Below are 23,553 nucleotides of genomic sequence, written 5' to 3'. Positions count from 1 at the left end.
GGGTTTCCGGGTGCCCGTCCGGGCGGTTCCGGCCGAGCGTGTCCCCGCAGGGCGCCGAGCAGCGCGTCGAGGTGCGGGGCGGCGGCCAGGATCGCCGCCCGTGCCGCCGGATCCAGCTCGGCCAGTGCTTCGTCGAGCAGCGCGGCCCGGTTGGTCTCGTAGTCGGCCATCCGCGCCCGGGCGGCCTCGGTCACGCGCAGCCGCAGCACGCGGCGGTCGCCGGGGTCGCGGTCACGGGCCAGCAGCCCGGCGTCGGCGAGGTCGCGGACCAGCGTGCTCACCGTGTTGGGCGCGGTGCAGAGGCGCCGCGCCACCTCCTTGCCGCTGATCCCCGGCGTCTCCCGGACCAGCAGCAGCAACTCCACCTGCGCCTCGGGCAGCGGGTCTCGTCCCACGCGCGCCCCGGTCCGGCGGCGCAGGAGGCGGTGCAACTCCCCCACGACCGCTCCGACGCGCGCGACCTGCTCGTTCGCCGTCACGGGGTCACCCGCCTCACATCGCGATAGTTCTGACTACAGATGTAAGGTACCCGGACGCACCGGATCCAGGGGGGACCCACTCGTGAGCAACGCCGCGCCGGCCGCCGCGCGCCCGACCGCCGACCGCACCACGGCCACCACCGGTGGCGTGACGCTGCTGGTGCTGCTCGGCACGCTCACCGCGATCGGCCCGCTGTCGCTGGACATGTACCTGCCGGCGTTCCCGGCCATGACCCGCGACCTCGGCGCCGACCAGGCCGGCATCCAGCTCTCGCTGACCACCTGCCTGATCGGTCTCGCCCTGGGTCAGCTCGTCACCGGTCCGCTCAGCGACCGCTGGGGGCGCCGCCGTCCGGTGCTGGTCGGCGTGGTCGCGTACACGGTGCTGGCCCTGGTGTGCGCCGCGGCGCCGAACGCCCCGCTGCTGGCCGCCGCGCGGTTCGCCCAGGGCGTTGCCGGTGGCATGGGCGTGGTGGTCGCCCGCGCGGTGGTCCGCGACCTCTACTCCGGCCGGGACGCCGCGAAGTACTTCTCCCGGCTCACCCTTGTCTTCGGGGTGGCGCCGGTGGCGGCGCCGGGCGTGGGCAGCCTGGTGCTGCGGTTCGGCTCGTGGCGGGCCGTCTTCGTGACGCTCGCCGTCATCGGGGCGGTGCTCGCCGTCGCGGTCGCGCTGCGCCTGCCGGAGACGCTGCCGGCCGAGCGCCGCAGCACCGGCGGCCTGGGCGCCACCGTCCGGACCATGCGGTCGCTGCTCGCCGACCGGGTCTACCTCGGGTACGCGCTGACGCAGGGCTTCGCGTTCGCCGGGCTGTTCGCGTACATCTCCGGGTCGTCGTTCGTGTTCCAGGACGTCTTCGGCGTCTCCGCCGCGGTGTTCAGCGTCATCTTCGGAGTCAACGCGCTCGCCCTGGTGGCGGTCGGGCAGGCCAACGCCCGGCTGCTCGACCGGTTCACGCCGCGCCGGCTGCTGGTCACCACGCTCGTGGTCGGCGTGGTCACGGCGGTCGGCGTGCTGACCGGCGCGCTGGCCGGCAGCCTGGCCGTGACGGCGGTCGCGCTGTTCGCCTTCGTCGGCTCGCTCGGCATGGTGATGCCGAACAGCACCGCGCTGGCGCTGGACGCGCACGCCCGGCACGCGGGCACCGCCGCCGCGCTGATGGGCGGCATCCAGTCGGTGGTGGGCGCGCTGGCCGCGCCGCTGGTCGGGCTCGGCGGCGAGGGCAGCGCGCTGCCGATGGCGGTGGTCCTGGCCGGCGCCGCGCTCCTGTCCCTGACCGCCGTCCTGACGATGGCCCGCCCCCGCCCCTGAGCACGGGGCGGGCGGGTCACGGGAAGCGGGCGGCCACCCGGGTGCGGGTGGGCATGGCGGTGGCGCCGCCCGGGGACTCGCACACCACCGCCGCCACCCGCAGCGCGAACGCGACCCGCTCCCGCCAGCCGGCCGGGTCGACCGGCTCACCGGCGGCCAGCAGGTCCGCCACCAGCGCGCCCATCACCGAGTCGCCCGCGCCTGTCGCGTCCACCGCGGCCACCTTCGGCGCGGGTACGCGTACCACGTCGTCGGCGGCGGCGACCAGAGCGCCGTCCGCGCCGAGCGTGACCACGACGGTGCTCGCGCCCAGCTCCCGCAGGTACGCGGCGACGCCTTCGACCGGCTCGTCCGGGTAGAGCAGCCGCGCGTCGGCACTGCTGAGCTTGACCAGGTGCGCGGAGGCGGCGAACTCGGCGACCACCGCGCGCAGCCCGTCCAGCGCGCCGGGCGCGGTGAGCAGGCGGGGGCGCACGTTCGGGTCGAACACCCGCAGCGCGCCCGCGATCGACCAGGCGCGCCGGGCGGCGGCCAGCACCGGCGGGTCGAGCAGCACGATCGAGCCGCAGTAGAGCACGTCCGCGCCCTCGACGAGCGCCACGTCCAGGTGGTCCGGGCCGAGCAGCGCGTACGAGCGGGGCTCGCCGTAGAAGCGGAAGTCCGGCTCCGCGCCGGCGAACGTGGCCACCGCCAGCGCGGTCGGGGCCGGCACCGTCACCGTCCCGCTCACGTCCACGCCGACGTCGGTGAGGAAGGCGCGGATCCGTCCGGCCAGCGCGTCGTCGCCGAGCGACCCGACGAACCGCGCGTCCCCGCCGAGCCGGGCGATCGCCACCGCCACGTTGAGCGGGCCGCCGCCGATCGCCTGCCGGTAGACGGGTTCCCCGTCGTGCTCGGCGTCGAGCAGGTCCACCAGCGCCTCGCCGAGCACCACCGCGTAACCCATCCTGGCTCCCCTCGTCGTCCTCCCCCGATCCTGGCGCATGCCGGGGTCGCGGCGCGTCCGGACCCGGGCATCGAGCGGCACCTATTGCGGCTCGTGCCCGGACGTGGTGGGATGGCGATGCCGGGTGACGACGCGGGAGGGCTGCCGCGTCGCCGGCTGCCGGGTAGAGCCGACGCGAGGGCATCCACGGTCCGTGGGCAACGGACCGCAGACGGTGCGCGCCCGTCGACGGCCCCGGCCGCATGCCGACCGGGCGCGGGCACCGCGATCGTCGCATCCGCTCGTCCCAGCGGAGCGGGCCGAACCGGGCCTCGCTCCGCGAGTCAGGAGATCCCCGTGCACCGAACCCGATCCCGTACGGCCGCGTTGCTCACCGCGGCCGCCACCCTGACCCTGGGCGCGTTCGCCCTGGTCACCAACTCCGGACCGGCGGCCGCGCACGGCGCGGCCATGACGCCGGGCGCCCGCACCTACCTGTGCTGGAAGGACGGCCTCACCGGAACCGGTGAGATCCGGCCGAACAACCCCGCCTGCTCGTCGGCGGTGGCCGAGAACGGGGCGAACTCGCTGTACAACTGGTTCAGCGTGCTGCGCTCCGACGCCGGCGGGCGGACCGTCGGGTTCATCCCCGACGGCAAGCTGTGCAGCGGCGGCAACCCCGGCTTCAGCGGGTACGACGCGGCGCGCACCGACTGGCCGGTCACGCACCTGACGGCCGGGCGGTCGATCGAGTTCCGGTACAGCAACTGGGCCCACCACCCGGGCACGTTCTACTTCTACGTGACCAAGGACAGCTGGAGCCCGAACCGGCCGCTGGCCTGGAGCGACCTGGAGGAGCAGCCGTTCCTGCAGGTGACCAACCCGCCGCAGCGCGGCGCTGTGGGCACCAACGACGGCCACTACTACTTCAGCGGCAACCTGCCGTCGAACAAGAGCGGCCGGCACATCATCTACTCGCGCTGGGTCCGCTCGGACAGCCAGGAGAACTTCTTCGGCTGCTCCGACGTGACGTTCGACGGCGGTAACGGCGAGGTGACCGGGATCGGCTCGGGCGGCAGCAACCCCCCGACGACCGCGCCGCCGACCACCGCGCCGCCGACCACCGCGCCCCCGACGACCGCGCCGCCGACCACGCCTCCGCCGGTGACGACCAGCCCGACCATGCCGTCCGGCTCCTGCATGGCGGTGTACAAGGTGGTCACCGCCTGGGGTGGCGGCTTCCAGGGCGAAGTGATGATCATGAACCACAGCACCCGGACGTACTCCGGGTGGACCGCGAACTGGACCTGGCCCAGCGGCCAGACCATCAACCAGGTGTGGAACGGCACGTTGAGCGGCAGCGGGGCGTCCGTGAGCGTCTCCAACGCCGCCTACAACGGCAGCGTCCCGCCGGAGGGCACCACCACGTTCGGCTTCACCGCGAACTTCTCCGGCACCAACTCCCTGCCGACTGTCACCTGCACCGGTCGGTGACCAGGCGCTGAGAAGGGCCCCCGGGATGCTCCCGGGGGCCCTTCGTCACGCGGGGATCAGCGGACCATGCTGCCGACGACCGGCTTGGTGAGCAGCGCGGACTGGTTGCGCTGGATGCCCGGGTCGAGCGTCTTGGCAACGAAGATGGCGTGCCAGATGCAGAAGATCAGCACGGTCCACACCTTGCGGGAGTGGTCGGCCTCCTCCCGCTTGTGCTCGTCCAGCAGGCGCATCGCGTACGACAGGTCGATCAGGTCACCCGCGCCCGAGGTGGCCAGCACGTGCCGCGCCCACTCGTACATCTCGCCGCGCAGCCAGACCCGGGTCGGGGTCGGGAAGCCCAGCTTCTTGCGGTTGACGATGGCCGGCGGCACGACGCCCTGCAGCGCCTGGCGCATCGCGTACTTGGTGGCCTCGGAGCGGGGCGGCAGCTTCAGGTCGACCGGGATGCCGGCGGCGACGTTGAACACCTCCCGGTCCAGGAACGGCACCCGCACCTCCAGCGAGTGCGCCATCGAGATCCGGTCGGCCTTGACCAGGATGTCGCCGCGCAGCCAGGTGTAGAGGTCGACGTACTGCATCTTGGTGACGTCGTCCAGCTCGGTGCACTCGGCGTAGATCGGCGCGGTCACGTCGGTGTAGCGCACCGAGGGGTCGTAGCGGCGCAGCAGGTGCTGCTTCTCCTCCTCGGTGAACATCCGGGCGTTGCCGTAGTAGCGCTCCTCGATCGGGGTCGTGCCGCGCTCCAGGAAGCTCTTGCCCTTGACCCCCTGCGGGATGGCCTTGGACACCGCGCGCAGACCCTTCTGCACGCCGTCGGGCAGGCTGTTGACCGCGTTGAGCGACAGTGGCTCCCGGTAGATCGTGTAGCCGCCGAAGAACTCGTCCGCGCCCTCGCCGGAGAGCACCACGGTGACGTGCTCGGCGGCCTTCTTCGCCACGAAGTAGAGCGGCACCAGCGCCGGGTCGGCGACCGGGTCGTCCAGGTGCCAGATGATCTTCGGCAGCGCCTCGATCATGTCCTGCGGCCCGATCTTGGTCGGGATCGTGGTCACGTCGAGGTGCCGGGCCGACTCCTGGGCCACGTCGATCTCGGAGTAGCCGGGCACGTCGTAGCCGACGGTGAAGGTGAGGATGTTCGGGTTGAACTCGCGGGCCAGCGCCACCACGGCGGTGGAGTCGATGCCGCTGGACAGGAACGAGCCGACCGGCACGTCCGAGCGCATGTGCATCCGGACGCTCTCGCGCAGCGTCTCCCGGATGTCGTGGTAGAGCCGCTGCTCGTCGGAGACCGGGGCCGGACGGAACACCGGGCGGTACCAGCGGCGCACCTCGATCCGGCCACCGGGGGTCCAGGTCAGGTACTCCCCCGACCCGATCCGGCTGATCCCCTTGTGCAGCGTGCCCGGCTCCGGCACGTACTGGAGGGTCAGGTAGTGGCTCAGGTTCGCGGTGTCGATGCCCGCGTCGCCCTGGTACGCCGAGTGCGCGAACGGCAGCAGCGCCTTCTTCTCCGAGGCGAGGTAGAGACCGTCCTGCGTCTCAAGGTAGTGCAGCGGCTTGATGCCGAAGTAGTCACGCGCGCCGAAGGCCCGCCGCTCCTGCCGGTCCCAGATCACGAACGCGAACATGCCGCGCAGCTTGGTGAGCACCTGCTCACCCCAGTAGTGGTAGCCGGCGACGATCACCTCGCCGTCGCCGTTCGTGGCGAACTGGGCGCCGTAGTCGCGGATCAGCTCCTCACGCAGCTCGATGTAGTTGTAGATCTCGCCGTTGAAGGTGAGCAGGTAGCGCCCGCCCGCGTAGGGCAGGGGCTCGTGGCTCAGCGCCACGTCGATGATCGCCAGGCGCTTGTGCGCGAACACGCCGTCCGCGTACCGGCCGGAGGCGTCGCCGACCACCTCGACCCCTGTCTCGTCCGGGCCACGGTGGTGCAGGCACTCCAGTGCGCCGGCGATGTTGTCGCGGTGGGCGGCGGCGTCGCCGCGCGCGCTGAAGAAGGCCAGGAGTCCGCACATGGCCGCCATCTTTCCACGCGCCGGAAGCCACCGTCGCGGCACCGCAGGCACCTCCCGCTGTCGTGCGCGCGGTACCGTCGGGACCAGCGACGAGGCTCAGGGAGGGGCGGATCATGACCGAGGAGCGGACGCGGCAGGGCGAACCGGCGGACGGCACGGAGTCGCACGATCCGGATTTCCCGGAGGCGTTCCTGTCGTTCATGCGCCAGGGCTGGCGGGACACCGAACTGCCGGTCACCCCGCGCCCGGAGGTGCCCAACCACGCCAAGCGCCGGGCCGCGCTGGCCGAGGCCTTCCCGGGCGAGACGCTGGTCATCCCCACCGGCAACGAGAAGGTACGCGCCAACGACACCGACCACCGGTTCCGGCCGGGCAGCGACTTCGCGTACCTGACCGGCGACCTGGAGCCGGACAGCGTCCTCGTGCTGCGGCCGGGCGGCGAGCCCACGCTGTTCATGCGTCCCCGCTCGTCCCGGGCGACCGACGAGTTCTTCCGCAGCCGCCACGGTGAGCTGTGGGTGGGCCGCCGGCCGACGCTGCGGGAGAAGTCCACCGAGCTGGGCCTGCCGACGGCCGACCTGAGCGAGCTGGACGCGGCGCTGGCCGAGCTGGCGCCGGGGCGTACCCGTGTGCTGCGCGGCTTCGACGCCCGGGTGGACGCGGCCGTGCGTCCCTACGACGGCGCGCGCGCCGAGGGGCAGCCCGGCCGCGACCGGGAGCTGGCGATCACGATCGCCGAGCTGAAGCTGGTCAAGGACGAGTGGGAGATCGCGCAGCTCCAGGAGGCGTGCGACGCCACGGTGCGCGGCTTCGAGGACGTGGCACGGGCGCTGCCGGCCGACCGCGGGGTCTCCGAGCGGCTGCTCGAAGGCGTCTTCGCGCTGCGCGCCCGGCACGACGGCAACGACGTCGGCTACGGCTCGATCGTCGGGGCCGGCGAGCACGCCACGATCCTGCACTGGGTGCACAACCACGGCGCCACCCGTCCGGGTGAGCTGTTGCTGATGGACATGGGCGTGGAGAACCGCAACCTCTACACCGCCGACGTGACCCGGGTGCTTCCGGTCGACGGCCGGTTCACGCCGTTGCAGCGTCAGGTATACGACGCGGTGTACGCCGCCCAGCAGGCCGGCATCGAGATGTGCCGGCCGGGCGTGGCGTTCCGGGACGTGCACCTGGCCTCGATGCGGGTGCTGGCCGAGGCGCTGAAGGATCTCGGGCTGCTGCCGGTGAGCGTGGACGAGGCGATGGACCCGGCCTCCACGGTCTACCGGCGGTGGACGCTGCACGGCACCAGCCACATGCTCGGCATCGACGTGCACGACTGCGCCAACGCGCGCAAGGAGACCTACCGGGAGGGGCCGCTCGGCGAGGGGTTCGTGCTCACCGTCGAGCCGGGGCTCTACTTCCAGCCGGAGGACGAGCTGGTCCCGGAGGAGCTGCGGGGCATCGGCGTGCGGATCGAGGACGACATCCTGGTCACCTCCGACGGCCCGGTGAACCTGTCCGCCGGGCTGCCGCGCGCCTCCGCCGAGGTGGAGACCTGGCTGGCCGAGCAGCGTGAGGCGGGCCCCCGCCTGCCCGGCTGATCCCCGCGGGCCGCGATTCCGGCGGGCCCCACCACCGCGCCTCTACGGCCGGTGGTGGGGCCCGCCGCCGTCTGGGCCGTTCCGGTCCGCTCATGTGGTTGGTCACGGACCGCCGATCGTGGGAGGAATGCGGAGTTTTTTCGGATACGTCTTCCTCGCGAGGAACCTTCTCATACGGTGCTGATCAGAGGCTACAACCGGTTTGTAGCTGGTCGCCCGGCCTGGGGCGGTGCGACCCGTTTGGGAAGAACCGAAAGGGCTCTCATGTCGAACGACGTAACGACACCCGACGGCGGCGCTCCGATGGCGCCTCCGCCGCAGACGAGCAGGCGGCGGGCGCTCTGGGTCGCCACCGGCGTGGCCGGGCTGACCGGCGTCGTCGGGCTGGCGGCACTCGGCGGTCTCGCCGCCCGCGACGACAAGTCCGGCACCGAACCGGTGGCGGAGAACCACGCCGCCGCGCCGCAGAACGCCGGTGACGACTCCCGCGCCGAGGGCGGGAAGGGCGGCGAGAAGGGCGAGGACGGGTACGGCAAGGACGGCAAGGACCGTGGCCAGGAAGGCCGCGACCGTGGGGAGTGGGGCAAGGACGGCAAGGACGACCACGGCAAGACCCGCGAGGTCGCCTGCGACGACGACGCCCTGGTCGACGCCCTCGAACTGGCCAACCGCGACCACGGCGGCACCCTGAAGCTCGCCGAGAACTGCATGGCTCAAGGAGAGCAAGGTCGTCGACAACCACGCCCAGGGCGACGGCGGCGGCGTCTACAACGAGGGCATCCTCAAGGTCGAGGAGACCCACGTCGACGACAACACCGCAGGCGGCAACGGCGGCGGCATCGCCAACGGCAGCGGTGAGCACCACGACGGGCCGGTCGACCTGGCTTCGGCCGCGAAGGCCGACAAGGGTGAGCACGGCAAGCACCGCGCGGGCACGGTCGAGATCACCGGGGCGCACGAGGGCAAGGACGCCTCGCTGAGCACGCTGAGCCACAACCGGGCGGGTCGCAACGGTGGTGGCCTGTTCAGCAGCGGCGGCTGGGTCACGGTCTCGTTCACCGCCATCGGCGGCAACGTCGCCTGCGAGAACGGCGGCGGTGTCTACGCCGAGAACACCGACCTGCTGCTGGAGAAGGTCCACGTGGCCGGGAACCACGCCGACGGCGACGGCGGCGGCGTGGTGACGACCGGCGGGCGGGACTGGGCCGGCAACGGCGCCGAGAAGGACGGCCTCGCGGGGAGCGCCACGATCGCCGACAGCGCCGTCGCGGACAACACCGCCGGCCGGTTCGGCGGCGGCATCTACAACGGCGAGTGGCTCATCAAGATCGAGGACGGCTTCCTCGCCCGCGACCACGACAAGGACGACAACGCCACCCTCACCATCCGCGACACCGACATCAAGGGCAACACCGCCCTCAACGGCGGCGGCATCTTCAACAACAAGGCGAAGATCACCCTGACCAAGACCCACGTCACCAAGAACACCGCCACCGACTCCAGCAAGCTCCACCGGGTCGCCGGCGGCGTCCTCAACAACGAAGGACGCGTCAAGCTCGACGACAAGTCCCTCATCAGCAACAACGACCCCACCAACTGCGCCAACACCGTCGAGGACTGCTTCAACTGACGGAACCACCACATAACCGGGGGGCCCTCCCCGCGCCACGGCGCGAGGAGGGCTCCCACCCCGGAGCAGCCCGACTGGCCGTGGTGTCCCCCGCCGGGGCATCCGGGCCGCAGTGCACCCGCGCATCCCGCCCGCACCCTTATGCGGGTTTTTTTCGTGTATGGCCACGAGGCGAAGAAGGTTCTCATACGGTCATCTTCAGCAGCTACAACCGATTTGTAGCGAAGGCCGCCTCGCCAGGGCGAAGCGACCTTGTCAGGTACAAGGAGAGGGCAGAGAGCTCCGATGTCCAACTACCTTCGCAATAACAATGACGCCACCAGCAAGACCATCTCCCCGCTCCGGCGTCGCCGGATGTGGCTCGCCACCGGCGTTGTGGGCCTGACCGGAGCGGTCAGCCTCGCCGGCGTGGCCTACGCGACCACCGGTGCCACCGGCCCGCACCGGCTCGCCGACGTCAAGTGGTCGACCACGCAGCAGCTCAGCGACGGCGACCACGGCGACAAGGGCGAGTACGGCCGGGACGGTTACGACAAGGACGGGCACGACAAGGACGGGTACGGCAAGGACGGCAAGGACCGTGGCCAGGAAGGCCGCGACCGTGGGGAGTGGGGCCCGGACAAGGGCAAGGACGGCAAGGACGGCAAGGACGACCACGGCAAGACCCGCGAGGTCGCCTGCGACGACGACGCCCTGGTCGACGCCCTCGAACTGGCCAACCGCGACCACGGCGGCACCCTGAAGCTCGCCGAGAACTGCACCTACGAACTCGGCGTCAAGGACCGCAAGTTCGGCTCCGCCCTGCCCGAGATCAAGCAGGACGTCACCATCAAGGGCAACAACTCCACCATCAAGCGCGACGCCGAAGACACCTTCCGCATCTTCCGCGTCGTCGACGGCGGCGACCTCACCCTCAAGGACCTCACGGTCAAGGGCGGCAACGCCAACGAGTTCAAGTACCCGGGTGGTGGGGCTCCCGGCGGCGGCCAGCCGCCGGCCGCCGCTCCGGCCGCCGCCCCGGCGGTGGCGGCCCCGGCTGCCGCCCCGGCTGTCGCGGCCCCTGCCGCGGCGACCACTGCCGCCGCTGCCGCGCCCGTCGCCGACGGCGGCATGAACGGCGGCAAGGACGACGACAAGCGCGTCGAGGGTGACGGCGGCGCGCTGCTCGTCGAGCGCGGGGGCAGCGCCTACCTGGACAACGTCAAGCTGGTCGACAACAACGCCGAGGGCGACGGCGGCGCCATCGCCAACTACGGCCGCACCTGGCTCAAGGAGAGCAAGGTCGTCGACAACCACGCCCAGGGCGACGGCGGCGGCGTCTACAACGAGGGCATCCTCAAGGTCGAGGAGACCCACGTCGACGACAACACCGCAGGCGGCAACGGCGGCGGTGTGGCCAACGGCAGCGGCCTGTCCGGTGGGCACGGCCCGGCGGCCTCCGCCGCGCCGAAGGGCTACGACAAGAAGGAGAAGCACCACGAGGCCGGCACCGTCGAGATCTTCGGTTCCGACCACGGCAAGGACGGCGTGAAGTCGAGCCTGTCGGACAACCGCGCCGGCAAGAACGGTGGCGGCCTGTTCAGCAGCGGCGGCACCGTCACGGTGTCCTTCACCGCGATCACGGGCAACACCGCCTGCGAGAACGGCGGCGGCGTCTACGCCGAGAACACCGACCTCGACCTGGACAAGGTGCACGTCGCCAAGAACCACGCCGACGGCGACGGCGGCGGTGTCGTGGTCACCGGCGGCAAGCACTGGGGCTACCCGAACGACAAGGAGCACGCCAGCGCCACGATCGCCGACAGCAAGATCGTCGACAACACCGCCAACCGCTTCGGCGGCGGCATCTACAACGGCGAGTGGCTCATCAAGATCGAGGACGGCTTCCTCGCCCGCGACCACGACAAGGACGACAACGCCACCCTCACCATCCGCGACACCGACATCAAGGGCAACACCGCCCTCAACGGCGGCGGCATCTTCAACAACAAGGCGAAGATCACCCTGACCAAGACCCACGTCACCAAGAACACCGCCACCGACTCCAGCAAGCTCCACCGGGTCGCCGGCGGCGTCCTCAACAACGAAGGACGCGTCAAGCTCGACGACAAGTCCCTCATCAGCAACAACGACCCCACCAACTGCGCCAACACCGTCGAGGACTGCTTCAACTGACCTGACGGTCCGCCGGTACGCGACCGGCCCCCTGCCACGTGACGTGGCAGGGGGCCGGTCGGCCGTGTCGGTCAGCTCTGGACGAACACCGCCACGCTGCGCGCGGGCACGGTGAACGTGCCGGCGCTGCGGTCGAACGACGCGGTACGCAGCGCCGGGTCGGCCGAGTTCCGCAGCACCGGATGCAGCGTCACGTCCGCGCCGCGCAGCTCGGTGACGGTCTGCTCCGCCGTCTCCGGCGTGGCGTTGAAGACGACGGTCACCGACTTCCACTTCCCGTCCAGCCCTCGCGCGTCGAGGGTCATGGTGAGCACGCCCGGGGTCTCCTTCGTCCCGGACAGCGGGAACGCCACCCGCTCCTGCACCTGCTCGGCGGTGTCGAGCCCGAACACCGGCGAGGACCGGCGGACACGCAGCAGCTCCGCGTACCGGGCGTCGGCCAACTCGATCGCCGCGCAGTCCGGCACCAGCGACGGATCGGCCAGCAGCGGCTTCGCGTACGACCACTTGTCCTTGTTGTCGGCCTCCGGCGGCAGGCCGGCGCCGAACCCGTTGCCCTGGGCGCAGTCCCACCGGATCTGGTTGAACCAGTCACCGGAGTTGTACGAGTTGCGGTCCAGCGACTTCGAGCGCAGCCGCTCCGAGCCGGTGGTGACGAACCCGGCGCCCTGACCGAGCGCCGTGGTCGCCAGCGCGAGCACCTGCATCCGGGCCCGGTCCTGCGCCGAGGTCCCCTGCGGCAGCTTGTACGCCAGCGCGTCGTACAGGATCTCGTTGTCGTGCGCGTCGACGTAGGTGACCGCCTCGCCCGGCGCGGCGGTGTACCCGGCCGGCGCGCCGTTGTAGTCGACCTGGGCCCCGGTGACCCGCTTGCCGGTGGAGTCGGTGAACCGGTAGCCGCGCAGGTTCCCGGTCAGGCCCACCTTGATCAGGTCGTGCTGCTGCAGCAGCCGGGCCCGCTGCTCGGCAGCCGAGCCGTTCACCTCGTCGCCGTTGGGGTCGGTGTAGAGGCCGGAGGCGAAGCCCTGCACCCGCGGGTTGGCGTCGAACGGACCGCCGCCGCGCACCGCGTCCCGGAGCCGGTCGTTGAACGTGCCGATGCCGGTGCCGGCCATGTTGGCCTGGGTGGCCTGCGTGAACCGGGCGTCGTCGGCGACCTCGCCGAAGTTCCAGCCCTCGCCGTAGAGCAGGATCTTCCGGCCGTCCACGCCGTCGCGGGCGAGCGTGAGCTTGTCCAGCGCGGCCCGTACGGCCAGGATGTTCGCCTTCGGGTGGTGGCCCATCAGGTCGAACCGGAAACCGTCGACCTTGTACGCCTTGGCCCAGGTGACGAGCGAGTCCACCACGAGCTTGCCCATCATGGCGTGCTCCGGGGCGGTGTTGGCGCAGCAGGTCGAGTTGGCCACGGAACCGTCGTCCAGGAGTCGGTGGTAGTAGCCCGGCACCACCTGGTCGAGCACCGACTTCGGGTCCGTGCCGGCGGCCGAGGTGTGGTTGTAGACCACGTCCATGACCACCCGCAGGCCGGCCTTGTTCACCCCGGCGACCATCTGCCGGAACTCGGTGGTGCGCTTCGCGCCGTTCGGGTCGGTGGCGTACCCACCCTCCGGCACGGTGTAGTGCAGCGGGTCGTACCCCCAGTTGTAGCCGTCGGTGTCGGCGACCGCCGCGACGCACTTCTGCTGCTGGTCGGAGTCCGGCGGCAGCGCGGCCAGGTCGCAGGCCGGCCGGGCCTGGTCGGCCCGCTTCTCCGGGATGGTGGCGAAGTCGAAGGCCGGCAGCAGGTGCAGGTGGTTGACCCCGGCGTCGCCGAGCGCCCGCAGGTGCTTCATGCCGGCCGTGTTCGGATCGGTGAACGCCAGGTAGGTACCCCGCCGTTCGGCCGGAACCGTGGTGTCGGCGACGGAGAAGTCCCGTACCGACAGCTCGGAGATCTGGACCTTCGACGCCGGCGGGGCGGCCGGCTTGCGCAGGTTCGCCCAGCCGGCCGGCGCGAGCGCCGGGTCGGTCAGGTCGACGATCTGGCTGTGCGTGGAGTTCGGCGCGAGCGCCACCGAGTACGGGTCGGTCACCGACGCGGTGACCATCTTCTGCGCGGCCGGCTGCCACGCCTGCACCTGGTAGCGGTAGTAGCGGCCGGTCCACGCCTTCGTGCCGCGTACCGACCAGACGCCGGTGCGGTCGTCGCGGCGCATCGCCACAGTGGTCGGCTGGGCCGTGGGCGAGTCGAACAGCTCCAGCGAGACGGTCCGCGCGGTCGGCGCCCACACCGCCAGGGTGGGCACCCGGCCGGCGAACGTCGGGCCGAGCTTCGCGCCGGTCGCGGCCGCGTAGACGTCGTCGAGCACGCCGGGGATCTGCACGCCGGTGGCGGCGAGCAGGGTGCCCTCGGCGTCCCGCTCGGTCACCACGAGCTGGCCGCGCAGCGCCGCCGGCACCTTGGCCAGGTCGCCGCGCGCGAGCGTGAAGGCGTGCGAGGCCCAGAGATGGGGGTACGCCTGCCGTTGCGCCTCGGTCAGCCCGTTGCGCTGCGCCCGCAGCGGAATGGTGGTGTACGTGCCGGTCAGCTCACCGTCGGCGAGGCCGATCCCACCGGCCGGGGCGACGGCCAGCGCGTACCGCCTGCCGTCGGTCGGCCCGGTCGCCCAGGCCACTGTCGACCTGTCGATCCACTGCGCCTTCTGCTTGGTCAGGTCGAGATCCTTCGCGGCGCCGGAGGTGGTGGTCGGCAGCAACCGGCCCTTGACGCCGGCGAGCAGCCACACCTCCCGCCCGGCGGAGGCGAAGTCGAGCCGCTGGTCCTCGGGCTGATCCTTCTCGTCGCCCGAGTGAATGATGTAGCTCAGCCCGCTCGCCCCGGCCGCGAGCGGAACCCGGAACACCGCGCCGTACGCGTCGATCTTCTCCGGCTTGAGCGGGGCGGCCCAGTCGGTCGGGTTCGCCGCGCCGTCCCACAGGTGCAGGCCCCAGCCGTCGTAGTTCCCGTCGGCCTTGCGCCAGTGGATCAGCGCCGTGTTCTGGTCCACCGGTGGGTCGGGTTCGCCGGTGGCGGCCTGCCGCGTCGGGTGGACCGCCGGGTCGCCCTGCTTGACCCAGACCTCGCCGGTGGCCGTCACGTCGATGGTGCGGTCGTTCGCCACGTCCTTGTTGCCGTCGCCGTCGATCACGAGGAAACCGACTGTCTTCGCGCCGGGCTTGAGCTTGACCCAGGCGAACCGGCCGTACGAGTCCTCACCGGCGAACGGCTGCCCGGCGGGCCATTCGGTCACGTACGCCGGGTCGATGTCGCCCCAGGCGTACAGCCGCCAGTCGTCGTACCCGCCGGCCGGGCGCTGGTAGTGCACGATCGCCCAGTCGCGCGACGCGCCCTGCGCGGGGGTGCCGACGGTGCCGGTGGCGCGGGCGGTGGCGGTGCGGCCCTTGCCGTCGCGAACCACCGCCTTGTACTCCACGCGGGTCCCGCCGGGCAGGCCGGTCAGGTCGTGGTGCACGGTGTACGGCGCGCGCTGCGCGCTGCCCAGCAGCGTCCACTTGCCACCTGCGACCCGGGCGGCGAACGTGACGGTGGCGAGCGGGTCGCCGGTCACCTGGGCGGTGACGGCGGCCCTGCCGGGGACCGGGGTGTCGCCCGGCTCGGTGATCGTGATCTTCGGTGCCCCGGCCTGCGGGATCGCCCGGTCGGCCTTCAGCACCAGCGCCGACATCGCCGGCACCGTGACGCTCAGCTTGCCGTCCGCACCGGCGGTCGCGCCCGCGGCGCCGCCGTACACGCCGGTGAAGCGGGCGCCGGCCGACCAGGTGTCCACACTGACAGTCTGTGGCGTCGCGGCGTTGTTCACCGCCGCCACGTACTCGATCCGCTCGGACGGCAGGACGCGGGAGAACGCGAAGACGCCCGGCCCGTCGGCCGCGTGCCGGGTCACCTGCACGCCGTCGCGCAGCGCCGGGTGCGCCGACCGCAGCTCGCCCAGCCCGGCGATGGTCCGGTAGAGCGGGTGGCGGGTGTCGTACTGGTCCGCGGCGTGGGTACGGGTGGTGCCGATCAGGTCGTCGTCGAGGTAGTCGGCGGTCCGGGAGGCGAACATGTCCTGCCGGGCGTCCTTGTCGCCGCCCGGGCCGGTGAAGCCCTGCTCGTCGCCGGAGTAGACGACCGGCTGGCCCCGGGTGAGGAACATGAGCTGGTGGGCGAGCCGGCTGCGGTTCAGCTGGGTGGTGTCGTCACCACCGGCGGCGGCGACGAACGAGCCGATCCGGCCCATGTCGTGGTTGCCCAGGAACGTGGTGAGCCGGTTGGCGTCGGTGTCCCGCGCCGAGTACAGGTCGTCCTTGGCGTAGACGTCGGCGAGCGCCTTGGCCGAGCCGTCGGCGGCGGCGTAACCGCGTGCCGCCTCCTGGAACGAGAAGTCGAGCGTCGCGGGCAGCCCGCCCTGCCGCACGTAGGTGGACTGGATCTCCTGCTCGGCGCTGTAGACCTCGCCGAACATGAAGAAGTCCTTCTTGCCGGCCTTGGCCGCGGCGGCCTCGACGCCCCGGGCGAACTGCGGCCAGAAGTCGAGGTTCGTGTGCTTGACGGTGTCGAGGCGGAACCCGTCCACACCGGCCTTGCCGATCCACTGGGCGTAGATGTCGGTCATGCCGCGAACCACCTCGGGACGCTCGGTCCACAGGTCGTCGAGGCCGAAGAAGTCGCCGTACTCGCTGTTCTCCCCGGCGAAGGTGGAGTCACCGCGGTTGTGGTACATGGTCGGGTCGTTCAGCCACGCCGGGACCTTGACCTTCGCGTCGGCAGGGGTGGCGAACACCGGTGTGTACGGGAACGACTTCTCGTTCACCGCCGGGAACTTCCGGGTGCCGTCGGCGTAGTTGCGGTCCTCGAAGGGGCGTCCCTGCGCGTCGCGGTAGGGGGCGGTCTTCTTGTCCACGTAGCCGTACTTGTCCTCGGCGTACCGGATGACGTCGGCGGTGTGGTTGACGATGATGTCGAGGTAGACCTTGATGCCCCGCCGGTGGGCCAGGTCGACCAGCTTCTTCAGCTCGGCGTTGGTGCCGAAGTGCGGATCGACCTGGGTGAAGTCGGTGATCCAGTAGCCGTGGTAGCCGGCCGAGACGTCCGCGCCGGTGCCCTGCACCGGACGGTTCTTGAAGATCGGCGCGAGCCAGATGGCTGTGGTGCCGAGGCCCTGGATGTAGTCCATCCGGTCGATCAGGCCCTTGAGGTCGCCACCGTGGTAGAAGCCCTTGTCCGTCGGGTCGAGGCCGGTGGTCAGCCGGCCGCCGGTCAGGCCGCCGGTGTCGTTGCGCTTGTCGCCGTTGGCGAACCGGTCCGGCAGGACGAAGTAGAACTGCTCCGCCTTCTTGGTGCTGGTGGCGGCCTTGAGCAGCGCGTCGGGGGACGGCTCGCGGTTCCACTGCGGAGCGTTGCCGGCGACCAGGACGTCGGGGGTGGCGGCCGGACGGGTGGCGTCGGCGCCGAGCTGGTGGAGGGCCACCGGCACGCCGACGAGAGTGAGTACGAGGGAGGTGACCAGGGCGAGCAGCGCCTTGGGGGATATCGGCGGCGGTTTCATCGACGGCCTTTCTCTGGTCGCTGATTCGCCCGCACGCTAGCCCTTGCCGAAACATTCTGCAATACCTTGCAAACACTGCCGCAACAAAGCAGTCACCTTGCAAGAGGAGGCATCCAACGCCGGCCCTACCGGGCCGCGCGACCTACCGTTCGGCGCAGGGCGTGCCGTCGACGGTGCAGCTCACCGGCCGGGTGCCGGCCCGCTCGATGTGGAACCGCACCGGCAGCGACTGCCCCGGGGCCAGGTCGAACCCGCTGCGATAGGTGAACACGCCGTCGTCGAAGCGGAAAACTCCCTGCTCGGCGCCCTCGACCCAGGCGGTGACCAGCCGGCCACCCGGGAACACCGCGCGCAGCGTCCAGCCCCGCGCCGTACGCGCGGTGTTGACCAGCAGCACCTCACCGATGAAGCCGCCGTCGAAGACGCTCGGCACGCTGTACCGGCCGGTCACCGCCGACGGCGGCGTCGGAGGAGGCGTCGGAGGCAGCACCGGCCGGGCCACACCCCGGGGGCTGGGAGTCGGCGCGGCCGGAGTCGGCCGGGCGGGCAGCACCGTGGACCGGGGAGACAGGCCCGGCACCACCGCAGCGGTGGCGGAGACCGGCGACGGGCCGGTGGGGGTGACCGCCGTGGGCGTCAGCGGAACGTGCGGCAACGACATCACCGGATCCGCCGGACCGGCCGCCGGGAACGTACTGCGGCCCCGCACCGAACCGAGCGCCACCACCAGCAGGACCACCATCACGACCACGCCCGCGGCGACGAGGATCCAGGGGGACGAGGCCATGGCGGCCCCGGGCTGCCGGCCGGGACGACGCGTGCGGGACATGGTCCTCCTGTCGGGGTCCGGGCCAGAGTAGCCACCCGGACCGGGTCGCGGCGAGCATCGCGCCCGAGCCCTGCCGTCCGGCGCCTCGCACCTGATACCTTGCACGCCGATCAATGACCACAATGGCTCGTCGAGCCGGTAGGACGGATAGCCAGTGACTGAGTGGCAGAACAGTATCCGGCGGGCGTCCGCGACGGACGCCGTCGTCGTGACGGCGATTCTCGCCGAGGCTTTCATGCGGGATCCGGTGAGCGGCTGGGTCTTCCCCGACGACGACCATCGTGCGCGGGTCCACCGCGCCTTCTTCGCACCGTTCGTCGCGTTCGCGCTGCGCACCGGTGAGGTGCACATCGCCGGCGACGGGCTGGGCGCCACGCTGTGGCTGCCCACCGGCGAGGGCCACGACGCCGAGGACGGCGACGAGTTCGACGAGATGGAGGCCGCGATCGGCGCGGAGGCCATGAAGCGATTCGCCGTGCTGGACCAGATGATGAGCGCGCGGCACCCGGGTGAGCCGCACTTGTACCTGCCCTTCATCGGGGTGCACCCGGACCATCACGGCAAGGGCGTCGGGTCGGCGCTGCTGCGTAACAAGCTGGCCGAGCTGGATCAGGCCGGCACCGCGGCGTACCTGGAGGCCAGTTCGCCGCGCAACGCCGCGCTCTACGAGCGGCTCGGATTCCGGCGCCGTCCGGTCACGCTGGACCTGCCGGAGGGCCCCAGCCTCTACCCGATGTGGCGCGACCCGGCCTGACCGGTGCCGTCCCGCCCCGGCTCGGCCCGGGGCGGGAAGTCATCGCCGTACCGTCGTGGTGGTGACGTCGAGCGCGCCCACGACGGCGGCGAGCAGCCCTTCGAGCTGAGCCGGCAGGAACCGGCGGCAGTCGCGCATCCGCGCGGCCACCTGCGGGTCGAAGATGTGCGCGGCCAGCCCGACCGCCTCGGCGAGCGTCGCCAGCAGCAGCGTCCCCGGGTCCAGCTCGGACGGGGACGAGTGCATCAGCATCGCGGTCAGCCGCACCCGAGGCGAGGCCGCCTGGTTCGGGTCGATGGCCGGCCAGCGCACCGCCCGGCCGATCAGCTTGCCCTGCTCGCGGCGGAGCACGCCGGCGGTGACCAGCCGGGTGCCCACCCGCTCGTTGATGTTGAGCTGGGTCCGCAGGTAGCGGATCCACAGCCGGGCCGGATGCGCCCCCTCGCGGCGCAGGATCTCGGTGATCAGCAGGTCGGTGAGCGGCTCCTGCCACAGCCGCGGATCGACAGCGGCGATCCCCCCTCCGTCGAGGGCGATCCGGCCCTCGAACATCAGCTCGGCGAGCGCGGCGCCGGCCAGCCCGCACTCCAGCCGGTCAACAGCGACGTGCGGCTTGCCGGTGAACTCGTCGTGTCCGATAAGGAACAGCGCATCCGCAAGCCGGTAAGTGGCCTGCGCCCCGGGGTAGGTCATGGTCCATCCTCGAACGGTGGCCGTGATCGTCGACACGGGACGGTACGGCATGACCACGCACAGCTCAATTCCGGCCGTTCAGGCCGCACCCCAATCGATATCGAAGCGGGGTTGTCACGATACGTGATCGCCAATACCCTGCTTCAGGTTGTTCCGAAGTAGACACCTCAATCCCCTCACCCCCTCCCCTGGAGAAGCCTTGTCCTCCGATCCGTTCTTCTCCGACGGTGGGCTGCGCCGCGGTCGTCTCGGCACCGCTCACCTCGTCTTCTTCACCGTCGCCGCGTCCGCCCCGCTGACCGTTCTCGGCGGCGGTGTCACCACCATGTACGCGGTCAGCGGCAACATCGGCGCCGCGCTCGGATACGTGCTCCTCGCAGCCGTGCTCGCCGTCTTCGCCACCGGCTACGCCGCGATGAGCCGATACGTCGCCAACGCGGGCGCGTTCTACGCGTACATCGCCAACGGCCTCGGCCGGGCCGGCGGGGTGGCCGGCTCGGCGGTCGCGCTCGCGGCGTACAACGCGATCCAGATCGGTCTGTACGGCCTGCTCGGCGCGATCCTGGGCGACTTCATGGACGCCAAGACCGGGATCACGCTCGACTGGTGGGTCTGGGCGCTGCTGGCGTGGGTCTTCATCGGCGCGCTCGGCGTCCTGCGCATCGACCTCAACGCCACTGTGCTCGCGGTGCTGCTCATCCTCGAGTGCGTGGCCGTGCTGATCTTCGACCTCGTCGCCTTCGCCAACCCCGACGGCGGCACCGTCACCACCGCCGGCATCAGCCCCGGCCACCTGTTCGGCGCCGGCTTCGGCGCGGTGCTCGCGTTCACCATCGCCTCCTTCACCGGCTTCGAGAGCGGCGCCATCTACAGCGAGGAGGTCAAGGACCCGCGGCGCACCGTGGCCCGGGCCACCTACATCGCTGTGGCGTTCACCGGCCTGTTCTACGCCTTCTCGGCCTGGGCGCTGACCGTGCTCACCGGTCCGGAGAACGCCCCGGCGGCCAGTGCCGAGGCGGGGCCCGGCATCATCTTCGGCGCGCTCGACCAGTACACCGGCGCCGTCGTCGCCGACATCGCCAACGTCCTGTTCATCACCAGCGTCCTGGCCGCCCTGCTGTCGTTCCACAACGGCGTGGCGCGTTACCTGTTCGCGCTGGGCCGGGAGCGGGTGCTGCCGGGCTTCCTCGGCGTCACCTCCAGCCGCAGCGGCGCGCCGGTCGCGGGCTCGCTGGTGCAGAGCATCCTCGCCGTGGTGGTGTTCCTGGCGTTCGCGATGACCGGCCGTGACCCGGTCATCGACCTGTTCACCTGGCTGTCCGGCGCGGCCGCGGTCGGCGTCGTGCTGCTGATGACGCTCACCTCGGCCTCCGTGGTGGGCTTCTTCCGGGGCCGTCCCGGCCCGGAGAGCGCGTGGCAGCGGGCGATCGCCCCGGCGCTCGGCACGATCCTGCTCACCGCCGTGCTGCTGGTGCTGCTGTTCAACTTCGACGCGCTGCTCGCCCCCGACACCGCGAGCTACCTGAAGTGGCTGCTGCCGGCGATCCCGGTGGCGGCGGGCGTGGTCGGCCTGATCTGGGGCGCGATCCTGCGTACCAGCCGGCCGGAGACGTACCGCCGGATCGGCCAGGTCACCGAGGAGGGCCTGCACGAGCCCGGCCTGCACCCGGCACCCGAGGCCGACCGCTGGGCCGGCGCCCACCACCGCTGACGCCCGTCGGCGCGGCGGCCGGCCCGCGTGGCCGGCCGCCGCGCCAGCACGATCAGGCGGTACGGATGACTGTGCAGATCACCGGGCCGTCCTCGGTGGTACGCAGCAGATAGCGGTAGCGCTCGCCGGGCACCGCGCCGCCCTGGCTGTCCAGGAACTCCCAGCGCACCGCCACCTCGGTGAGCAGCGCCGAGATCTGCTGCACGTCCTCGATCTGCGCGTTCGCGGCGACGAGTTCCCGCTCCTGGTAGTCCGGCGCGGCGCCGACGAAGCTGAGCGCCACCGCCGCGGGCGAGGTGAACGAGAAGCTGTAGGTGTCGGCGACCACCAGCCCGGGCAGGGCGTAGCAGCCGGCGATGGCCGGCACGTCGGCAGTGGTCAGCGCCACGCCGTACCGGTCGAAGAAGTCGGTGAGCGTGTCGAGGTCGGTGGAAGCCGTCACGATGCTCCTCATTACCGGCCCGCCCCGGCGGCAAACCTTCCTCAGCGCGGCCGGATCCGCACCTCGATCTCGGCGCCGAGGCGCGCGCCGCCGCTGAGGGCCAGGTCGTCGCCGCTCCAGAACCGCCCGGGGTCGTACCAGTTGGGCCGTCGCCCTTCGGGTAGCAGGCCCATCGCCTCATAGGTCACCGCCACCACCTCGGCGCAGTACGCCGTCTCCAGCGCCGCGGCGTTCTCGCTGCTCGCGCCGCCGGTCCTGCTCGTGTCGCCGCTGTCGCCGGTCTTGTCCTGGTTGCCGATCGCACCCCTGTCGCCGGTCCCGCCCCGGTTGCCGATCTCGCCCAGGAGGCCGCCGAGGCTCAGGCGGCGCGGGTGCGGCAGCCGGCCCCGCGCCCACCGCCAGGCCAGCTGCGCGGTGGACGGGAACGGCGTCCCGTCCAGGCGAGCCACGGTACGCAGGACCGCCTCCTCCATCGCCGTGTCGGCCGACGGTTCGAGCTGGCGCAGCCAGCCCCGCTGGCCGTACCGGTTCGCCCAGACGCAGACCGCGTCCCGCAGGTCGTGCAACTGCACGCCACGCTGGTGGGTGCCGGTCCACATGTCCGGCAGCGAACGCCCCAGTTCGGCGTGCCACATCAGCGGCGGCATGTCGTCGAGCACCACGGCCATGCCGACGTGGTTCACCGGGCTGTTCGTGGTGAGCTGGATGGCCCGGTCGGGCACACTGCGGCCGCGGAACACCCACAGATCGCCGGTGCGGGTCAGCTCCACGGCCTCGTCCAGGCTGATGCTCATGGAGGACTACCCTATGCGGATGCGGCAACGGATGCGGTGGTGGAAGGTACTCGGTCTCGCGGGTCTCGCCGGCGTCGCGGCGACCGGAGTAGTGGTGGCCCGGGCCGAACGGCGGCGCCGGGCGTACACCCCGGAGGAGATCCGGGACCGGCTGCGCGAGCGGCACGCCAAGGCCTCGTCGTCGTCCTGACCGGACAGCCGGGGGCGGCGGATTCTCCTACCATCGCAACGATGGGAACCGTTTTCTGGGAGAGCCCGTTCGTCCTCGATCCCCCGCCGGCCGCCGTGGAGCGGCACGGCGACGTCGACCTGCACGTGCCCACCGGTGACGGCCGGCATCCCGCGGTCGTCGTCGTGCACGGCGTACCGGGGCCGCCCGAGGCTCCCGACGCGCGGGACTGGCCGCTCTACCAGGGCTACGGCGCGCTGCTCGCCGAGGCGGGCGTGCTGGCCGCGATCCCCCGGCTCACCGTGGCGAGCCCGGACGACCTGTACACAGTCGCCGCCCGGGTGAACGCCGCCGCCGAACTGCTCCGCGCCGACCCGCGCGTCGACCCCGACCGGCTCGGCCTCTGGTTCTTCTCCGGCGCCGGCCTGCTGCTCGGCGACTGGCTCCGCGACCCGCCCGCTTGGCTGCGCGGCGTGGCCGCAACCTATCCGCTGCTGGCCCCGCTGCCCGGATGGCCCCCGGTGGACCCGCGTTTCCGCCCGATGGACGCCCTCGACCTGCCCACGGAACAGGACGCCGCCACCGCCTCGGGCACGGCCTCCCCCGACGACGCCGGTGTCGACGTCCCGCGCCCGGAGGCGGCATCTGCCGACAGCGAGCGCGTCAACGCCCCGCAGCCGGACGCGACCTCTCCCGACGGCGCGAACGTCGACGGCGCGCAGGCGGAGGGCGCGGCGGGGCCGACGCTCGTGCTGACCCGGGCGGGACGGGAACGGCCCGACGTCGCCCCCACCATCGAGGCGTTCACGGTGGTCGCGCGGCGGCGCGGCATCCCGCTGCGCGTGGTGGACGTGCCGAACGGGCAGCACGGATTCGACGCGCTGGACCACAGCGAGGAGTCCCGGGCCGCGGTCCGCACCGCCCGCGACGCACTGGTCAACCTGCTCACCGCCCCCTGACCCCTGCCGCCGCCCC

Annotated in this window: 18 protein-coding genes; 10 read left to right on the top strand and 8 right to left on the bottom strand. The window is 72.0% G+C overall.

The annotated features are described in order from the left end of the window. On the bottom strand, positions 1-479 hold a 479-nt coding region (locus tag F8279_RS21395), incomplete at its 3' end, for a MarR family winged helix-turn-helix transcriptional regulator (RefSeq protein WP_151500857.1). Positions 480-561: 82 nt separating this feature from the next. On the opposite strand from F8279_RS21395, the gene F8279_RS21390 reads away from it, so the two are divergent. Continuing rightward, positions 562-1,788, top strand: coding sequence for a multidrug effflux MFS transporter (locus tag F8279_RS21390; protein WP_151500856.1), 1,227 nt, complete (start codon positions 562-564; stop codon positions 1,786-1,788). Positions 1,789-1,804: 16 nt separating this feature from the next. Here F8279_RS21390 and F8279_RS21385 read toward each other — a convergent pair whose 3' ends face one another. Next, on the bottom strand, positions 1,805-2,734 hold the full coding sequence (locus F8279_RS21385; RefSeq protein ID WP_151500855.1) for a carbohydrate kinase: 930 nt from the start codon (positions 2,732-2,734) through the stop codon (positions 1,805-1,807). A gap of 336 nt (positions 2,735-3,070) precedes the next feature. Between F8279_RS21385 and F8279_RS21380 the strand changes: the two genes are divergently transcribed. Further along, entirely contained in the window at positions 3,071-4,207 is a 1,137-nt protein-coding gene (locus F8279_RS21380; RefSeq protein ID WP_151500854.1) for a lytic polysaccharide monooxygenase, read from the top strand. Between the two features lie 56 nt (positions 4,208-4,263). Here the strand turns inward: F8279_RS21380 and asnB are convergent, their stop codons facing one another. Beyond that, positions 4,264-6,225, bottom strand: coding sequence for an asparagine synthase (glutamine-hydrolyzing) (gene asnB / locus F8279_RS21375; RefSeq protein WP_151500853.1), 1,962 nt, complete (start codon positions 6,223-6,225; stop codon positions 4,264-4,266). Positions 6,226-6,338: 113 nt separating this feature from the next. Here asnB and F8279_RS21370 point away from each other — a divergent pair, with 113 nt between their 5' ends. From F8279_RS21370 to F8279_RS21360, 4 genes are all read left to right on the top strand, one after another. After that, positions 6,339-7,814 (top strand): aminopeptidase P family protein, encoded by a 1,476-nt coding sequence (locus F8279_RS21370; protein ID WP_091427392.1) that lies wholly within the window; start codon positions 6,339-6,341, stop codon positions 7,812-7,814. Between the two features lie 264 nt (positions 7,815-8,078). Further along, positions 8,079-8,672 (top strand): hypothetical protein, encoded by a 594-nt coding sequence (locus F8279_RS30695; protein WP_225853357.1) that lies wholly within the window; start codon positions 8,079-8,081, stop codon positions 8,670-8,672. A 283-nt stretch (positions 8,673-8,955) separates the two neighbouring features. Next, positions 8,956-9,444 (top strand): hypothetical protein, encoded by a 489-nt coding sequence (locus F8279_RS30690; protein ID WP_225853356.1) that lies wholly within the window; start codon positions 8,956-8,958, stop codon positions 9,442-9,444. Positions 9,445-9,729: 285 nt separating this feature from the next. Continuing rightward, positions 9,730-11,619 carry a hypothetical protein gene (locus tag F8279_RS21360; RefSeq protein ID WP_151500852.1) on the top strand — a complete coding sequence of 630 codons (1,890 nt, stop codon included), beginning with the start codon at positions 9,730-9,732 and terminating at the stop codon, positions 11,617-11,619. A 71-nt stretch (positions 11,620-11,690) separates the two neighbouring features. Here F8279_RS21360 and pulA read toward each other — a convergent pair whose 3' ends face one another. Next, entirely contained in the window at positions 11,691-17,186 is a 5,496-nt protein-coding gene (gene pulA / locus F8279_RS21355; RefSeq protein ID WP_151500851.1) for a pullulanase-type alpha-1,6-glucosidase, read from the bottom strand. 142 nt (positions 17,187-17,328) lie between these two features. Further along, positions 17,329-18,015, bottom strand: a complete 687-nt coding sequence (locus F8279_RS21350) for a cellulose binding domain-containing protein (protein ID WP_151500850.1) — start codon at positions 18,013-18,015, stop codon at positions 17,329-17,331. Positions 18,016-18,169: 154 nt separating this feature from the next. Between F8279_RS21350 and F8279_RS21345 the strand changes: the two genes are divergently transcribed. Beyond that, a complete protein-coding gene (locus F8279_RS21345) occupies positions 18,170-18,769 on the top strand; it encodes an N-acetyltransferase (RefSeq protein WP_151500849.1) in 600 nt (199 codons plus the stop codon). A gap of 39 nt (positions 18,770-18,808) precedes the next feature. On the opposite strand, the gene F8279_RS21340 is transcribed toward F8279_RS21345, so the two are convergent. Continuing rightward, positions 18,809-19,462 carry a GPP34 family phosphoprotein gene (locus F8279_RS21340; protein WP_091420300.1) on the bottom strand — a complete coding sequence of 218 codons (654 nt, stop codon included), beginning with the start codon at positions 19,460-19,462 and terminating at the stop codon, positions 18,809-18,811. Positions 19,463-19,661: 199 nt separating this feature from the next. Here F8279_RS21340 and F8279_RS21335 point away from each other — a divergent pair, with 199 nt between their 5' ends. Beyond that, the gene (locus F8279_RS21335) at positions 19,662-21,173 is read left to right on the top strand and encodes an APC family permease (RefSeq protein ID WP_151500848.1); all 1,512 of its coding nucleotides are present in this window, start codon (positions 19,662-19,664) and stop codon (positions 21,171-21,173) included. A gap of 52 nt (positions 21,174-21,225) precedes the next feature. Here F8279_RS21335 and F8279_RS21330 read toward each other — a convergent pair whose 3' ends face one another. Both F8279_RS21330 and F8279_RS21325 read right to left on the bottom strand, forming a co-directional pair. Then, positions 21,226-21,615, bottom strand: coding sequence for a hypothetical protein (locus tag F8279_RS21330; RefSeq protein WP_030274248.1), 390 nt, complete (start codon positions 21,613-21,615; stop codon positions 21,226-21,228). 41 nt (positions 21,616-21,656) lie between these two features. Beyond that, positions 21,657-22,409: a hypothetical protein gene (locus F8279_RS21325; RefSeq protein WP_151500847.1), complete on the bottom strand. Its 753-nt coding sequence runs from the start codon at positions 22,407-22,409 to the stop codon at positions 21,657-21,659. Between F8279_RS21325 and F8279_RS21320 the strand changes: the two genes are divergently transcribed. Then, entirely contained in the window at positions 22,408-22,599 is a 192-nt protein-coding gene (locus F8279_RS21320) for a hypothetical protein (protein WP_139135452.1), read from the top strand. The genes F8279_RS21325 and F8279_RS21320 overlap by 2 nt on opposite strands. Before the next feature lie 41 nt (positions 22,600-22,640). Next, on the top strand, positions 22,641-23,537 hold the full coding sequence (locus F8279_RS30685; RefSeq protein WP_225853355.1) for a hypothetical protein: 897 nt from the start codon (positions 22,641-22,643) through the stop codon (positions 23,535-23,537). Positions 23,538-23,553 lie beyond the last annotated feature (16 nt).

This window comes from Micromonospora sp. AMSO1212t, from assembly GCF_008868145.1.
Lineage (GTDB): Bacteria > Actinomycetota > Actinomycetes > Mycobacteriales > Micromonosporaceae > Micromonospora > Micromonospora tulbaghiae.
The sequence above is the reverse complement of the archived record's forward strand: the minus strand, read 5'-3'. Positions and strand labels throughout refer to the sequence as shown.

Bases quoted from the DNA above. Each gene is read 5' to 3' on its own strand.
- F8279_RS30685 (WP_225853355.1), top strand. From the start codon at position 22,641: ATGGGAACCGTTTTCTGGGAGAGCCCGTTCGTCCTCGATCCCCCGCCG.
- asnB (WP_151500853.1), bottom strand. From the start codon at position 6,225: ATGTGCGGACTCCTGGCCTTCTTCAGCGCGCGCGGCGACGCCGCCGCC.
- F8279_RS21385 (WP_151500855.1), bottom strand. From the start codon at position 2,734: ATGGGTTACGCGGTGGTGCTCGGCGAGGCGCTGGTGGACCTGCTCGAC.
- F8279_RS21360 (WP_151500852.1), top strand. From the start codon at position 9,730: ATGTCCAACTACCTTCGCAATAACAATGACGCCACCAGCAAGACCATC.
- pulA (WP_151500851.1), bottom strand. From the start codon at position 17,186: ATGAAACCGCCGCCGATATCCCCCAAGGCGCTGCTCGCCCTGGTCACC.
- F8279_RS30695 (WP_225853357.1), top strand. From the start codon at position 8,079: ATGTCGAACGACGTAACGACACCCGACGGCGGCGCTCCGATGGCGCCT.
- F8279_RS21350 (WP_151500850.1), bottom strand. From the start codon at position 18,015: ATGTCCCGCACGCGTCGTCCCGGCCGGCAGCCCGGGGCCGCCATGGCC.
- F8279_RS21340 (WP_091420300.1), bottom strand. From the start codon at position 19,462: ATGACCTACCCCGGGGCGCAGGCCACTTACCGGCTTGCGGATGCGCTG.
- F8279_RS21325 (WP_151500847.1), bottom strand. From the start codon at position 22,409: ATGAGCATCAGCCTGGACGAGGCCGTGGAGCTGACCCGCACCGGCGAT.
- F8279_RS21320 (WP_139135452.1), top strand. From the start codon at position 22,408: ATGGAGGACTACCCTATGCGGATGCGGCAACGGATGCGGTGGTGGAAG.
- F8279_RS21370 (WP_091427392.1), top strand. From the start codon at position 6,339: ATGACCGAGGAGCGGACGCGGCAGGGCGAACCGGCGGACGGCACGGAG.